Below are 15,012 nucleotides of genomic sequence, written 5' to 3'. Positions count from 1 at the left end.
ATTATCGGCTTATGTTAACGTGCAAGACCGGTCGAACAAATCAGGTAGCACACGCCATGAGTCAGGCATTGGATGAGTTATTGAGGCTGCTGGCGCTGGAGCCGTTGGATGACGGCCTCTATCGTGGCCAGAGCATGGATCTGGGCTTTGGCGCCGTCTTTGGCGGTCAGGTCATGGGCCAGGCGTTGGCGGCGGCTAAATATACCCTGGAGCCGGATCGCCCGGTGCACTCGTTTCACTCCTACTTTTTGCGGCCCGGTGACGTCAACAGGCCAATTATCTACGACGTGGAAAACATCCGCGACGGCAAAACCACCTCTACTCGCCGGGTGCAGGCGCTGCAATACGGCAAGCCTATCTTCTATATGACGGCCTCGTTTCAGCAACCGGTGGCCGGCTTCGAGCATCAGACCGTCATGCCAGACGTTGCAGGGCCGGAGGGGCTGATACCCGAGAGTGAACGAATCCAGGCCCTGGCCGGTTATCTGCCTACTCGCATCAAAGACAAGCTGCTGGCCGCCAAGCCGATAGAAATGCGGCAGGTGAATTACGTCAACCCGATGAAACCGGAACAGACGGAGCCGGTGCGCCATATCTGGCTCAAGGTCAACGGTCGTTTGCCGGACGATCCTCGTATTCACAAATACCTGCTGGCCTATGCTTCGGACTTCAATTTTCTACCCACGGCGCTCATGCCTCATGGTCACTCGTTCTGGGAACGTGAGCTGCAGGTCGCCACCATCGATCATTCCATGTGGTTTCATCAGGACTTCCGCTTCGATGACTGGATTCTCTATGCTATCGAAAGCCCCCGTGCCATCGCCGGCCGGGGTCTGGTACAGGGGCATTTTTATACCCGGGACGGCACCCTGGTGGCCACGGCGATGCAGGAAGGGATAATCCGGTCGCGCAGTGAGTTGTAAAGCGTGAGGAATGAGTGGTGAGGAGTGAATCGTGAAGGGCCAATGATGCATCCACGAGCTTGCTCGGGCGGGCAGGCTTTTAAGTTAGTAAAAAGGGACACCCACCTCAAACCTGGGCAACCTAAGACCCACTTGATTCTCTTGAAAGATGGATGTCCCGGCTCGGTTACCTTAATCGAGCCACCCCGCCTTGATTCAGCCTCTGTGGTCGAATAAATTCGACCCTACCAATTTGTCGTCAATGGAAATTCCCATGCCCCAGACCTGGAGCCAGCTCATCGACCATGAGCAACAGCAGCCTTATTTTCGTGAGGCGATGCGTTTCGTCGAGCAGGAACGAGAAGCCGGCAAGGCTATCTACCCATCGCAGCAGAATATTTTTCACGCTTTTCACTATACCGAGCCGGGCAGTGTCAAGGTAGTGATGCTGGGGCAGGATCCCTACCACGGGCCCGATCAGGCTCATGGCCTGTGCTTCTCGGTATTGCCCGGTGTACGGGTTCCACCGTCGTTGCGCAACATGTACAAGGAGCTGGAAAGCGACATTCCCGGTTTTAAGACCCCCGAACACGGTTACCTGGAGTCCTGGGCCGAGCAGGGCGTACTGATGCTCAATACGGTGTTGACGGTGGAGGCGGGCAAGGCCCATTCTCATGCCAAACTGGGCTGGGAAACCTTTACCGACAAGGTGATCCAGTCGGTCAACGAGCAGGGCGAGGGTGTGGTATTTCTGTTGTGGGGCAGTCATGCCCAGAAAAAAGGCGCCATGATCGACCGCCATCGCCATCATGTACTGACGGCGGCACACCCGAGTCCCTTGTCCGCCTATCGGGGGTTTTTCGGCTGCCGGCATTTTTCGCAGACCAACGAGCTGTTGCAGCAGCAGGGAAAGACACCTGTCGACTGGCGCTTGCCCGCAGCGGTAGCGGATTAAAGAATCGATACTTTTGACTGTTACAAAGGGCCATTTCTCCGACCCGCTCAAGCACTTTTCTGCCATGTGCTGATCGGTGAAGGCAGCTCCCTTTGTCCTCCTTGATGCTCCGGCGTGGCCTGTTGGCACCGTCTGCGGGTAACTCGGTGTTGCCTCTGGCCCTGTACCTTAATATGGTTGGGTGTGCCAAACGTAAAAAGGCGCCCGAAGGCGCCTCATTAACCATTCATATTACCGTGCTCTACAGTTCAAGCTCTGCTGCCATGTCTTCTAGTTCGAAGGTGCAGTCGAGTTGCTGAAGTTCTTGTTGTAAACGCTTTTGATCCTGTATTGCTTCTATTTCCCGCCACTTGCGTTTTTTGGCGGGCTCACGCGATTTGCGTGGGGACCGTTCAACCACAAATTCCTGATCGAAGCTGCTCCTTTCCATGGGGCTCCCTCCTGTTGGTTATCAGTTGTAGTCACATCTGGATATATCACAACAGGTAATAAAATAGAAGCTTACTATTACACTTTGATTAAAAAGAAAAAAATAGGGCCGGAGTCAATTTGTGGTTGATTGACTCCGGCCCCATGACAGGGCTCACTGCTGAGGTGCGTTTTTGCTTACAGCATGGCGTTGAGCATGGTCTCGAGCTTGCCCTGATCGATGGCGAAGTTGCGGATGCCTTCGGCCAGCTTTTCGGTGGCCATGGCGTCCTGGTTTTGCTCCCAGCGGAACTCGGCTTCGGTCATGGGGGTGGGACGGGACCGAGTGGCGCCCTTGTCCTGCAGTTTGGCAACGACTTTGCCTTCGACCTGGCTCAGTTCTTCCAGCAGGTTGGGGCCTATGGTCAAACGGTCACATCCGGCCAGTTCGAGAATTTCGCCGGTGTTGCGGAAGCTGGCACCCATCACCACAGTGTGGTAGCCGTGAGCCTTGTAATAATCGTAGATCTGGGTGACCGACAGCACACCCGGATCCTGCTCGGCGGTGTATTCTTTCTGCTCGGTGTTCTGCTTGTACCAGTCGAGGATACGACCCACGAAGGGCGAGATCAGATAGGCGCCGGCTTCGGCACAGGCACGGGCCTGGGCAAAGCTGAACAGCAGAGTCAGGTTGCAGTTGATGCCTTCCTGCTCCAGTACTTCGGCGGCGCGAATACCCTCCCAGGTGGACGCCAGTTTGATCAGAATGCGTTCGCGGCCGATACCGGCCTGCTGGTACAGTTCAATCAGGTGACGGGCCTTCCGGATACTGGCATCGGTATCGAACGACAGTCTGGCATCCACTTCGGTAGAGATACGGCCGGGGATCAGCTTGAGGATTTCACAGCCGATGTTCACTGCCAGCTTGTCGGAGGCGTCGATCAACTGTTGTTCGGCATTGTGGCTCTGGGATTTGGCCCAGTTAACGGCTTCGATCAGCAGCGATTTGTATTCCGGGATCTGGGCTGCCTTGAGGATAAGAGACGGGTTGGTGGTGGCATCCTGGGGCTGGTACTTGCGGATGGCTTCGATGTCGCCGGTGTCGGCGACGACCGTGGTCAGAGTTCTTAGTTGTGTCAGTTTATCGGCCATGGAGAAAAGTCCTTTGTCTGGTCGGTTTGAAAAAAGAGCGTCACAGTATCTCTTATTCGGGGCACCAAAATAAAGCTGGGGATCAAGCCGGCAGGAGGGATGCTATGCTCTTAATGCTCGGCAACAAGGACGGGTGCCAGAGCGGGGTTTGTATGAATCTTGTTTGAGTGGATGATTTTCTTATAGATTTATGTTTCAGTTAATCATTTGGTGTTGGTTTTTTGTTTTTCTTGATTGTGTTTTTTGTTTATTTTTTGCTGTTTTGATTGCTTTTTTTCCCTTGGTAATGTTCTGGTGTGATCTGGATCACATGGCTATTTTTCCTGCCTGTGCTAGATTCCGTGCGCTGCGGATCCGGGGCCCGGACCAAGTATCGGGCGGGGTTCATCATTTGAAGTAAGCAGAGATATATTAATGGACGCAATTATCGGTTTTATCAACGACCTGCTCTGGGGCACCATACTGATTTACCTGCTGTTGGGCGCGGGGGTATTTTTTACCCTGCGGCTGGGCTTTATTCAGTTTCGCCATTTTGGTCATATGTTTTCCGTGCTCAGGCACAGTCGCAAGTCCGACGCCGCGGGTATTTCCTCCTTTCAGGCGCTCTGTACCAGCCTGGCCGCTCGGGTCGGCACCGGTAATCTGGCCGGGGTGGCGGTTGCCCTGTACCTGGGGGGCCCGGGCGCGATTTTCTGGATGTGGCTGATAGCCCTTATCGGCATGTCTACGGCCTTCGCAGAAAGTGCCCTGGCTCAGCTGTACAAGATCAAGGATGAAGACGGCAACTATCGCGGCGGCCCTGCCTACTATATGGAAAAGGGTCTGGGCATGCGCTGGATGGGCGTCTTGTTCGCCATCTTCCTGATCATCGCTTTCGGCCTGGTCTTCAATGCGGTGCAGGCCAACTCCATTAGTGCGGCCATGAATGTGGCTTTCGGTATTCCCAACTGGGCGACCGGGGTATCGCTGGCGCTGATGGCAGGGGTTATCATCTTTGGTGGCCTGCGTTCCATTGCCCGTTTTGCCGAGCTGGTAGTGCCGGTCATGGCGCTGGCTTATCTGCTGATTGCCCTGGTGGTGGTGGCGATGAACATCACCGAACTGCCGGGGGTGTTTAGTCTTATCGTCAAGTCGGCCTTTGGTCTGGATCAGGCCGGTGGCGGCGCCATAGGCTATGCCATTTCTCAGGCGATGATGAACGGTATCAAGCGTGGTCTGTTCTCGAACGAAGCGGGCATGGGGTCGGCACCCAACGCGGCGGCCTCGGCCACGCCTTATCCGCCGCATCCGGCATCTCAGGGCTATGTGCAGATGCTGGGGGTCTTTACCGATACCATCGTCATCTGTACCTGTACCGCGTCCATCATACTGTTGTCCGGTCAGTTTGAGCCCGGCTCCGGCATTACCGGTATCGAGCTGACGCAGCGGGCGCTGTCCCACGAGGTGGGTGACTGGGGTAATACCTTTATCGCCATCGCGATTCTGTTCTTCGCCTTCACCAGCATAGTGGCCAACTACGCCTATGCGGAAAACAACCTTATCTTCCTGGAGCACAACCACAAGGGCGGTCTGCTGGTATTCCGCCTCTTCGTGCTGGGTATGGTGATGTTCGGATCCATGGGGGAACTGCCAACCATCTGGGCCATGGCCGATGCGTCCATGGGTCTGATGGCGCTGACCAACCTGGTGGCGATACTGCTGCTGTCGAGCGTGGCGGTGAAGCTGGCGCGGGACTATAACGATCAGCGCAAGCTGGGCAAGATTCCGACCTTCGATGCGGCCAAGTATCCCGAGTTGCATCGCCAGCTGGAAGAAGGGATCTGGGATAACAGGAAGTAAGCCTTGATGTCATCAGGCTGACGGAAGCGGGGAGCAAATTTGCTCCCCGCTTTTTTTCAGGGCTGTTCGCCGCGCAGGAACTGCTTACTGATGGTTTTGAATGCTTCTGTGCCGGCCTGGTGCATCAGCTCGAAAATCACCATTTCCCGACTGACTATCTGGGCACCGGCATCGCGCATACGGTCCAGTCCCAGCCGGTGGTTTGCTTCGGTGCGGCTGCCCACGGCATCGGCCACCACAAATACCTCCTTACCTTCCTTCAGCAACTCCAGCACCGTTTGCAGCACGCAGACGTGGGTTTCCATGCCGCAGACGACCACCTGCGGATACTGCTGCCAGTGTGCGGGCCGGCAGTTGGCGGCCACCACCGAGAAGTGCATCTTGTCCACTATCTCGGGTTGATCCACCAACGCGGTGAGGGCGGGCAGTGTGTGTCCCAGGCCGCGCGGATACTGCTCGGTAAACAGTATCGGGGTCTTCAGGGTGTGACAGGCCGAAATCAGCCACTGAATGCGGGCGCCGAGGCGTTCGCTTTCATGAATGGCCGGCAGCAGTTTTTCCTGTACATCCACCACCATCAGTGCCGCTTTACCAGACTCCATTAACATTTTATGCTCCTTGATGATTACGCTTGGGTTCAGTATGCCGCTTTTGCCGGGGAAAGAAAAAGGCGCCCGCAGGCGCCGTTTATCATGGGCTGATAGCAAGGGGTCAGACCTTGAATTCACCCAGCAGCTTGTTCTGGCGCTGCATCTGTTCCAGCATGGCCTGGCAGTGTTTTACCTGGGCCACGGCGCCGGTGGCCACGTCCTGACTGATGTCGCGGATATTGGTGGTGTTCTGGTTAATCTCCTCGCTGGTAGCGCTTTGCTCCTCCGCTGCGGTGGCAATCTGCAGGTTCATATCGTTGATGCGGCCGATGGCATCACGGATCCTCGCCAGCACCTCATTGGCTTCGGCGGCATCCACCGAGGTCTGTGCCGCCAGCTCCTGGCTTTGCTTCATCTTGTTTTCCGCCAGACGAACTCCGCTCTGCAGGCGTTCTATCATGTCGCCGATTTCCTGAGTGGATTTCTGGGTGCGGGAGGCAAGCAAGCGTACTTCATCGGCGACCACCGCAAAGCCTCGACCCGACTCGCCGGCCCGGGCGGCTTCGATGGCGGCGTTCAGTGCCAGCAGGTTGGTCTGTTCGGCAATACCGGTGATCACCGACAGAATGGACTCGATATTACGGCTCAGCAGCGCCAGCTCGTTCACCGAGATCATGGTTTCTTCCATATCGGCGGCCAGCCGTTCTACCGCCAGGGTAGAGCGAGACACCACCAGGGCACCCTGTTCGGTTTCCTGATTGGCCGCATTGGCCGCTTCGGCCGCGTGTTGGGCGTGCAAGGCCACTTCGGTGGCGGTAGCGGCCATTTCATGCATGGCGGTGGCCAGCTGATCCAGTTCCTGCAGTTGCATCTGTAGTTGGTTTTCTGCCTGCTCCGATTGGCCTGAGGTATCATGGATGTTGGTTTTCAGCCTGCTCGAACTGTCCATCACTTCACCAATCAGCGTCTGTAAATGCGCCAGAAAGCCGTTGAATTCATTGGCCACCAGACCGAAATCGTCACGGCGCAGTATCGGCAGCCGCTTGGTCAAATCGCCCTGTCCACCGTTGATGTCTTTCAGAGACTGGTGCAGGCCGCTCAGCGGTTTGAACAGGTTACCCATCAGCAGGATCAGGAATACCAGGCTTATCAATACGCCCAGCACCGAGACCAGCAGCGCCTGCCACTGCAGACTGTCGGCCTTGGCCATAACAATGGATTCATCCAGTACCACGCCGATATACCATTGGGTGCCTTGCAGCTCGGTCAAGGGAGTAAAGGAGACCCAGTAGGGTTGACCGGCCAGAGAGTAATGAGCGATAGCTGAACTCAGGCTCGGGCGCTGACCTTCAAACAGGGCGTCGAGCGACTGACCATTCAGCTCGGCATCGGGGTGAGAGATGATATTGCCGTTTTCCGCCACCAGAAAGGCATAGCCGGCACCGTTGAAATCGATGACGTTAATGGCGTCGGCCACCGACTTCAGGCTGAGATCGCCGCCAAAGGCGCCACGGGGCTGGCCGTCGGCGCTGATTTTTGACACCGCCGAGATCAGAATGTCGCCGGTGTCGGCATCGGCATAGGGTTCGGTCAGCACCGCGCGTTCGGCTTGCATGGCCACCGAATACCAGGGGCGCTGGCGTGCATCCCAACCGGTGGGATTCCAGCTGGGATCATTGGTGAGACGGCGGCCGTTCTCACTGTCCAGGCCACCGAATATCAGCAGAAACTCATCTTTCAACAGTGGGGTATCAAACACCTGCTGGACCTGCCCCGGGCTGAACTGGCGGTCGATATTCTGGGCCATCATGTCGACCAGCTTGAGTTTGGCGTTGAGCCAGTTTTCTATCTGGCTGGCCAGGGTTGAGCTGGTTTCACTGATGGCGGCGGTGGCCTGACTGCGCAGGGCCTCACGCACCTGCGAGAGCTGCAGCCATGACAATATGCTGACAGTCAGCAGCAGTACGGTGGCGGCGGCGAGGCCAACCTTGTGGGCTATTTTCATACAACTAGGTCCCTTAGTTATGGTCTTGTTTGATGCGGGGGGCTACTTTAGTCTTATCGTTCAGGACAATGTACCGATAAAGTTAGATTCTTGTAATATTCTGCGCTGAAGCACAGTTTTCTCCGTTTATCCATGTGACCGGAAAGGATATCGACACCACTCGTCCAGGCGGGCCAGTCATCTTTATTCTTATCGGCAGCTCCACCTTGTGCTTGATTACAAAGTGCTTTCGATTTATTAATACGCGGCCTTTATCGCCGGCGGTTATCCCACCATGGCGCCGGCCTTTCTATTGTTTCTGCCGAGGAGAAGACATCGACAAGCCGTGTCACAGACCTTCGTCTGACACGCCCATCCTTTCTTGTATTGCCTGCACCACGGAGCCAGCTCCGTCACCCATATTCCCTTTTTTCGTCACTGTTTTTAGTTTTGCCAGGAGGTAAGGCGTTGTGAGTAGTGGCAATCCCTGTTTGACCTGTGGCGCCTGCTGCGCCTTTTTTCGTGTTTCTTTTTACTGGGGAGAGATCCACAGTGATTTTCTGGTGCCCGAAGCCCTGACCGAGCCGGTAAGTCCGGCCAGAATGGCGATGCAGGGCACTAATCAGACAAAGCCCCGTTGCATTGCGCTGGAAGGAGACGTGGGCGGCTGTGTTTCCTGCAGCATTTACCCCAACAGACCGAGCCCCTGTCGCCAGTTCGAGGCCAAGGATGCAGAAGGTGCCTGTAACCGGGCTCGGGCTGCCCACGGCCTGCCGCCGCTGGAGGTAGAGCCGATCGCGGCCTGAGTCTCGGTATTCGTTGGTGTTTCGTGGTTTGTCCGGTAGGCTGGGATACACAACAAAGGAGTCTGTTTATGGAAATGCTTTCTCTTCTGGAACAAAGGGTTATCGGCTGTCTGATTGAAAAACAGGTTTCCACGCCCGAAGTGTATCCCCTGACCCTGAACTCCCTGATCAATGCCTGCAACCAGAAAAGCAACCGGGACCCGGTATTGAGCCTCAATGAAGAAGAGGTTCAGTCGGTGATCAACACCCTGATTGCCCGGCGTCTGGTCAATAACATCGCCGGTTTCAACGCCCGCGCCGCCAAGTATCAGCACCGGTTCTGCAATACCGAATTCGGCGAGTTGCATTTCGGCCCAGGTGAGCTGGCCATCATCTGCGAGCTGCTGCTGCGCGGGCCCCAGACGCCGGGCGAGCTGCGCAGCCGTACACCTCGTCTGCATCAGTTCGGTGATGTCTCCCAGGTGGATGCCTGCCTGCAAAGCCTGATCGAAAAGGGGCCCTTTGTGGTTAAACTGCCCCGGCTGCCCGGCAAGCGGGACTCTCGCTATGGTCATCTGTTTTGCGATACCGACTATCCTCAGGAAACCGCCGCGCCGGCCAGTGCCGATTCAGATCGGCAGAAGGCCGAACTGCAGGCGCGAATTACCGAGCTGGAAGCGGAAGTTGCCCGGCTGCAGGCCCGCATTGCCGAGCTTGAAGGCTGACGTCTTTTGGAGGCAGCCCGAACCGTTGGCAATGTGCATGCCCACCGGCGCTGTGGCGCAGTGATACACATAGAGCCCGGGGTTGAGCGCCTGGAAGTTGAACACCGAGGTATGGCCGGGGGCGGTAAAGGACGACGCCGCGCCGCCACCGGGCCCGGTGACCGGGTGCAGGTCGATGTTGTGGGGCATCTTGGAGCCGGGGTGGTTGGAAAGGCGTAATTCCACCCCGTCACCTTCGCGCACTCGCAGAAACTGACCCGGCACCGAGCCGAAAAAAGTCCAGAACATGTACTCCACGCCATCGGCGATCTCCATCACCTTTTCCACGGCTTCCATCTTTACCACCACTTTGTCGGCGTGATCCCGCTGAATCGGGGGCGGTACCATGGGCGGAGAGGTCAATACGGCGTCCACCACCGGCAGGATGGCGGCCTGGGCCGACAGGACGAAAGTAAAACTCAAGGCGATAACGATGTTGCGCAGCTCCATAAGATGCTCCCTGCGCGAGGTGCTGTGTAGAAACTAACTGATGCAGATCAATAAAGAAGCGTTATTCGGGCGGGGACGGTGAAAATCACCCTGATCAACGGCGTCAGGCGCGGAAATGTAACATGGGTCTCACTTTTGAACATTGTCTCAAAAGGTGGTGGTTTATTTTTATTTGCAATTAATTCAGTGGTTTGTGTTTTTATTGGCCGGGTTGGGATAAGAGAGGAGAAGGGGGTTTGTTAATTTTATGTTTATATAATTATATATTCATAATAATATCTAGCGGTACCCACACCGACAAGCCAAGGGAGTAAGCCATGGATAGCAATATACAACCTTTTGGAACGCGTTTTCATAAAAGCCTGCTGGGGCTCATGCTGGGCACGGCGCTGGCCAGCGGCCCGGTTCTCGCCGATACCCTCAGGGTCGCCGGCAACTTCGCCACCGACCATTCCAGCAGCCTGGCGATGGAAGTGTTCAAACAGGAGGTAGAAACCGTCACCGATAACGACATCAAGGTACAGCTGTTTCCGGCCATGCAGCTGGGCGGGGCCTCCGAAAACGTCGATCAGGTGCGCTCCGGCGTGCTGAGCATGACCTGGATCGGGGTGTCTTTCCTGTCACGCACCGTGCCCGAGCTGGAAGCCATCAGCCTGCCGTTTGTGCTGAAAGACAGGGCAACCGCGTTTCGGGTGATTGACGGCAAGGTCGGGGATTTGCTCAACGAAAAGCTGGCGGAAAAAGGCTTCATCGCCCTCGGCTTCATGGAACTGGGTGCCCGCCATATCACCAACAGCGTACGGCCCATCGAGTCCATCGATGACTTCGACGGGCTCAAGATCCGTCTGCAGCCGAATGAAACCCACCTGAAGAGCTTCCGTGCCCTGGGGGCCAGCCCGGTGTCCATGGGCATCAACGAGGTGTATTCGGCCCTGCAGCAGAAGGTGATCGACGGCCAGGAAAACCCTTTCAGCATCATCCGTAAGAACAACTTCGGCGAAGTGCAGCAGTATTTGACCGATACCAACCATTTTTTCGACTTTATCGTGGTGGTGGCCAACAAGAAAAAGTTCGATCGCATGTCCGACGACGAGCAGCAGGTGCTGCGCGACGCCATGACCAAGGCCGTTGCCTGGCAGCGTGACAAGGCGGCCGAAGAAGACATCCAGTCTCGGGACGAGCTGATTGCCGCCGGCATGAAGTTCAATGCGGTTACGCCCGAGCTGCATCAGGCCATGCAGGACAAGACCGCCGGTATCGTCGATGAGCTGAGAGAGCGTCTCGGCGCCAGCCTGGTTGACGCGGTACTGGAAGGAGCCAAGTCATGAAAACCGGCCATAGTGAGCATGTCGATATGCTTGCCGGGCCGGAAGCAAGCTCATCCCTCGCAGCATCGGTACGACGTTGCCTGCTGAGAGTGGACATGGCCTCCATGTTGCTGATCCAGGCCACCATGGCAGCCATGGTGCTGCTGGTATCGTCCCAGGTGTTCAGCCGTTATCTGCTATCGGAGTCTATCGACTGGGCCGATGAAGGGTCGCGGCTGGCCTTCGTCTGGGCCATCTTCCTGGCCATTCCCCACGGGCTCAAGCAGGGGGTGCATGTGGGTATAGATGTACTGACCAACCGGCTGCCGGCTCAATGGCAGGAGCGTCTGGCGCGTCTCATGTTGTTGATCAGTGGCGTGCTGATGGTGGTGGTCTGCTACCAGGCGGTGATGGTTTCCATCGACACCTGGGAAGAGCTGATGCCGACCCTGCCGGTGACCGCTTCGGTGTTCTATTTCCCGGTGATGCTCAGCTGCGGTCATGCCTTGCTGCATCTGCTGTTTATGGCCTGGCAGGGCACCGATACCTGGCGGGAACCGGATAACGAGGAGGACATATCATGACCACTCTGGCAATCGGTCTGTTTCTGGTGCTGGCCTTGCTCGGCATGCCGCTGGCCTTTTCTCTCGGGTTGGCAGCCCTGGGGGGCCTGGCTTACAGCGGCATCGAGCTGTCGGTACTGCCGCAGCGAATGATGCACGCGGTCAACTCCTTTCCGTTGATGGCGATTCCGCTGTTCATGCTGGCGGGCGAGCTGATGGTGGGCGGTCAGGTGATGCAGCGCACCATCGACTTCGCCAACGCCGTGGTGGGGCGGGTCAAGGGCGGACTGGCGCATGTGACCCTGCTGTCCGGTCTGGGGCTGGCGTCGGTCACCGGTGCGGCGGTAGCGGGGGCCAGTGCGCTGGGCACCACCATGATGCCGGCAATGAAAAAGCATTATGACGTGGGCTTTGGCTCGGCGGTGGTGGCGTCGGCCTCCAACCTGGGGCCCATTATTCCGCCCAGCGCGGCCATGATCGTCTATGCGCTGATGGCGGGGTCTTCGGTGTCGGTCGGCGGTCTCTTCATGGCCGGTGTGGTACCCGGAATCCTGTTGGTGGTCGGTATGATGGGCCTGGCCAGTTATATCGCGCACCGCAAGGGTTATGCGCCTACCGGTGAACCCTTCAGCTGGCAGAATCTGCTGATCCAGGCCAGGCGGGCAGGGGCCATTATCCTGATGCCGGTGGTGGTCATCGGCGGTATCGTCGGCGGTGTTTTCACCGCCACCGAAGGGGCGGCTATTGCCGTGGTTTATGCCTTTATCGTCGGCAAGTGGGTGACCCGCAAGCTGAGTTGGAACGAGCTGCCGGGGTGCATGTTTCGTGCCGCCCTGACCTCGGCGGTAGTCGGTGCGCTGATCGCCTTTGCCACGCCGCTCACCTTTCTGTTCACCATAGAGTTGTTGCCGCTGCGGCTGTCGGAGTTCATCCAGGGCTTTACCAGCAATCCGGAAGTGTTCCTCGCCATGGTGATGGTGATGCTGCTGATAGTGGGCATGTTTCTGGAGTCGAATGCCGCCTACATCATGCTGGTGCCGCTGTTTGCGCCTATCGCCATGGCCTACGGCATAGACCCGATCTACTTCGGCTTTCTGTTCGTGTTCAACCTGGTCATCGGCATGATGACACCGCCGGTCGGGGTGCTGTTGTTCGTAATGTGCGGTATCGCCAAGATCCCCATGTCTCGCCTGCTGCATTACGTCTGGCCCTTTATCGCTCTGCAATACCTGGTACTGCTGTTGTGCTGGGTCTTCCCCTGGCTGGTAACGGCCTTGCCACACGCTTTGGGTTATTGATTGTTAACTGAAAAATCGTGATTTTTCCAAGGAGAAAAAGATGACTGATCGTACTTTGTTAGGTGTTCTGACCCCGTCTTCCAACACTACGCTGGAGCCGGTTACGGCCGACATTCTGCACGGCGTCGATAACACCAGTGCCCACTTTGGCCGATTGAAGGTGACCGAGATTTCGCTGACCGAGCAGGCCTTGAGCCAGTTCGACAACGAGCCCTTCCTCGAGGCATCCCGGCTGCTGGCCGATGCCAGAATGCAGTCCATTACCTGGAGCGGCACCTCGTCGGGCTGGCGCGGTTTTCAGGATGACGAAATTCTGTGTGACGCCATTACCCGGGAAACCGGTATTCCGGCCACCACCTCGGTGCTGGCGCTGAACGAGCTGTTCGACCTGACCGGTGTCAAGCGTTTCGGCCTGGTCACGCCTTATCTGCATGATGTGCAGCAGAAGATCGTCGAAAACTATGGCCGCTCCGGTTACGAATGCGTGGCCGAGCGTCATCTCAACGACAAGGGCAACTTTTCCTATTCCGAGGTGAGCGAGCAGACCCTCGCCGACATGGTGCGCGAGGTGGCCAGAACCCAGGACTGCCAGGCCATTACCATCTTCTGTACCAACCTTCGCGGTGCCCGGGTAGCGGCGGAACTGGAGAAGGAAATCGGTATTCCCATCTATGACACCATTTCTACCGGTATCTGGAAGGGTATGTTGCTGGCCGGTGCCGACCCAAGCAAAATTAAAAACTGGGGCAGTATTTTCTCAATTAAGCCATAATTATATATTATATAATTTAAAGCCCCGGTACACCGGGGCTTTGCGCCTGAGGCCGTGGCGCGATCGGGATCACGCTGGTCACGGCCGAAGATGGCGCTTTCACGCAGCAGGTATTATGCTGCCCGGCTGACAAGTTGTAAGCCGCACACAAACAATAAAAAGGCGGGCACTGTGGTTACACCTATTAATAGTTACGGTAGAAATTCTCTGCGTCGTCGCTCGCTGCACGAGGAAGTGGCCGATTGTGTACGTACCATGATCATCGAAGGCGAGTTGAAAGAAGGCCAGCGCATCAACGAGCCCGAGTTGTGTCAACGGCTTGATATTTCTCGTACGCCCCTGCGCGAAGCGCTGAAAGTACTCCACTCCGAAGGCATGGTCACCATAGAGCCTAACCGGGGCGCCTGGGTGGCCACCATCACGGCCGAGGAAATTCGCGAGCATTTCGAGATCATCAGCACCCTGGAACGACGAGCCGCCGAGCTGACCGCCATCAAGGCCAGCGAGGGCGATCTTGCCCGGCTGAGTCAGTTGCAGGAAAAGCTGGAACGTCACCATCAGGCCCAGAATCGTCATGAATATTTCGAAATCAACCAGCATATTCACCGCCTGATCATCGAGCTGGCGAACAACGAGAGTCTGACGCATCTGCACCATCAGCTGATGAACAGGGTCAGCCGCGGGCGCTACCTGGCCATCGGTATGCAACATCGCTGGGATGAATCCGTCGACGAGCACAAAGCCCTGCTCGAGGCTCTGCTGGCGCGTGATGGTGACAGAGCCGGCCGTATTCTGGCCGAGCATGTGATGCACACCGGGGAAACCGTGGTCAAAGAGCTGGAGCAGCAAAAAAAGGTCGGCTGACCGCTTATCCGGCCGGCCGCCATCCTAGCGTCAACCTGTATTACCCCACTTTTCCGAGTCACGGCGGGTCACCGCCGGCTACAAAACCACCTCCGATGTCCGCCTCATCGGCGCCGTTTTAGTTGGCGCGAATCCTCATGCGGAGTGGCGTCTGCAGAGTCGGTATTAGCGCGCTTTTGCTATTGTTTATTTCCTTTCCAAACATCTCCGCATCATATCGTCCTCAAAGGGCATGTCGTCTCGTTAACCTTTATTTTACATTTAAGGTGATTCAGATCACGTTATCCCCTCATTTCGATTGAATAAGCACCCATCGAGTGCTTAATTACGAATATATAATTATATATTCAATATTGCCTGCTCCGGCAGTGGGCAGGCA

Annotated in this window: 15 protein-coding genes; 10 read left to right on the top strand and 5 right to left on the bottom strand. The window is 56.6% G+C overall.

What is annotated here, in order from left to right:
* Positions 1–56 precede the first annotated feature (56 nt).
* Both tesB and ung read left to right on the top strand, forming a co-directional pair.
* A complete protein-coding gene (tesB, locus tag ACLEIV_RS15445) occupies positions 57–923 on the top strand; it encodes an acyl-CoA thioesterase II (protein WP_410457523.1) in 867 nt (288 codons plus the stop codon).
* A 253-nt stretch (positions 924–1,176) separates the two neighbouring features.
* Positions 1,177–1,857, top strand: a complete 681-nt coding sequence (gene ung, locus ACLEIV_RS15440) for a uracil-DNA glycosylase (RefSeq protein WP_410457522.1) — start codon at positions 1,177–1,179, stop codon at positions 1,855–1,857.
* A 241-nt stretch (positions 1,858–2,098) separates the two neighbouring features.
* Here ung and ACLEIV_RS15435 read toward each other — a convergent pair whose 3' ends face one another.
* On the bottom strand, positions 2,099–2,287 hold the full coding sequence (locus ACLEIV_RS15435; protein WP_410457521.1) for a DUF3545 family protein: 189 nt from the start codon (positions 2,285–2,287) through the stop codon (positions 2,099–2,101).
* A 176-nt stretch (positions 2,288–2,463) separates the two neighbouring features.
* Positions 2,464–3,417: a transaldolase gene (tal, locus tag ACLEIV_RS15430; protein WP_410457520.1), complete on the bottom strand. Its 954-nt coding sequence runs from the start codon at positions 3,415–3,417 to the stop codon at positions 2,464–2,466.
* 414 nt (positions 3,418–3,831) lie between these two features.
* Here tal and ACLEIV_RS15425 point away from each other — a divergent pair, with 414 nt between their 5' ends.
* The gene (locus tag ACLEIV_RS15425; protein ID WP_410457519.1) at positions 3,832–5,256 is read left to right on the top strand and encodes an alanine/glycine:cation symporter family protein; all 1,425 of its coding nucleotides are present in this window, start codon (positions 3,832–3,834) and stop codon (positions 5,254–5,256) included.
* A 56-nt stretch (positions 5,257–5,312) separates the two neighbouring features.
* On the opposite strand, the gene ACLEIV_RS15420 is transcribed toward ACLEIV_RS15425, so the two are convergent.
* On the bottom strand, positions 5,313–5,864 hold the full coding sequence (locus tag ACLEIV_RS15420; RefSeq protein WP_410457518.1) for a hydrolase: 552 nt from the start codon (positions 5,862–5,864) through the stop codon (positions 5,313–5,315).
* A gap of 103 nt (positions 5,865–5,967) precedes the next feature.
* A complete protein-coding gene (locus tag ACLEIV_RS15415) occupies positions 5,968–7,851 on the bottom strand; it encodes a methyl-accepting chemotaxis protein (RefSeq protein ID WP_410457517.1) in 1,884 nt (627 codons plus the stop codon).
* A 449-nt stretch (positions 7,852–8,300) separates the two neighbouring features.
* Here ACLEIV_RS15415 and ACLEIV_RS15410 point away from each other — a divergent pair, with 449 nt between their 5' ends.
* Positions 8,301–8,636: a YkgJ family cysteine cluster protein gene (locus ACLEIV_RS15410; protein ID WP_410457516.1), complete on the top strand. Its 336-nt coding sequence runs from the start codon at positions 8,301–8,303 to the stop codon at positions 8,634–8,636.
* A gap of 68 nt (positions 8,637–8,704) precedes the next feature.
* The gene (locus ACLEIV_RS15405) at positions 8,705–9,340 is read left to right on the top strand and encodes a YceH family protein (RefSeq protein ID WP_410457515.1); all 636 of its coding nucleotides are present in this window, start codon (positions 8,705–8,707) and stop codon (positions 9,338–9,340) included.
* On the opposite strand, the gene ACLEIV_RS15400 is transcribed toward ACLEIV_RS15405, so the two are convergent.
* On the bottom strand, positions 9,245–9,829 hold the full coding sequence (locus ACLEIV_RS15400; RefSeq protein WP_410457514.1) for a multicopper oxidase domain-containing protein: 585 nt from the start codon (positions 9,827–9,829) through the stop codon (positions 9,245–9,247). The genes ACLEIV_RS15405 and ACLEIV_RS15400 overlap by 96 nt on opposite strands.
* A 317-nt stretch (positions 9,830–10,146) precedes the next feature.
* Between ACLEIV_RS15400 and ACLEIV_RS15395 the strand changes: the two genes are divergently transcribed.
* The 5 genes from ACLEIV_RS15395 to ACLEIV_RS15375 all read left to right on the top strand — a co-directional run bounded on the left by ACLEIV_RS15395 (position 10,147) and on the right by ACLEIV_RS15375 (position 14,633).
* Positions 10,147–11,157 carry a TRAP transporter substrate-binding protein gene (locus ACLEIV_RS15395; RefSeq protein WP_410457513.1) on the top strand — a complete coding sequence of 337 codons (1,011 nt, stop codon included), beginning with the start codon at positions 10,147–10,149 and terminating at the stop codon, positions 11,155–11,157.
* The gene (locus tag ACLEIV_RS15390) at positions 11,154–11,720 is read left to right on the top strand and encodes a TRAP transporter small permease (RefSeq protein WP_410457512.1); all 567 of its coding nucleotides are present in this window, start codon (positions 11,154–11,156) and stop codon (positions 11,718–11,720) included. The genes ACLEIV_RS15395 and ACLEIV_RS15390 overlap by 4 nt, the downstream gene beginning before the upstream one ends.
* Positions 11,717–12,997, top strand: a complete 1,281-nt coding sequence (locus ACLEIV_RS15385) for a TRAP transporter large permease (protein WP_410457511.1) — start codon at positions 11,717–11,719, stop codon at positions 12,995–12,997. Before ACLEIV_RS15390 ends, ACLEIV_RS15385 begins: the two co-directional genes overlap by 4 nt.
* A gap of 40 nt (positions 12,998–13,037) precedes the next feature.
* Positions 13,038–13,769 (top strand): maleate cis-trans isomerase family protein, encoded by a 732-nt coding sequence (locus ACLEIV_RS15380; RefSeq protein WP_104486963.1) that lies wholly within the window; start codon positions 13,038–13,040, stop codon positions 13,767–13,769.
* Positions 13,770–13,940: 171 nt separating this feature from the next.
* A complete protein-coding gene (locus tag ACLEIV_RS15375; protein ID WP_410457510.1) occupies positions 13,941–14,633 on the top strand; it encodes a GntR family transcriptional regulator in 693 nt (230 codons plus the stop codon).
* Positions 14,634–15,012 lie beyond the last annotated feature (379 nt).

The organism is Oceanisphaera submarina, assembly GCF_046521305.1.
Taxonomy (GTDB): domain Bacteria; phylum Pseudomonadota; class Gammaproteobacteria; order Enterobacterales; family Aeromonadaceae; genus Oceanimonas; species Oceanimonas submarina.
This window is presented reverse-complemented; position numbering and strand designations above follow the sequence as displayed.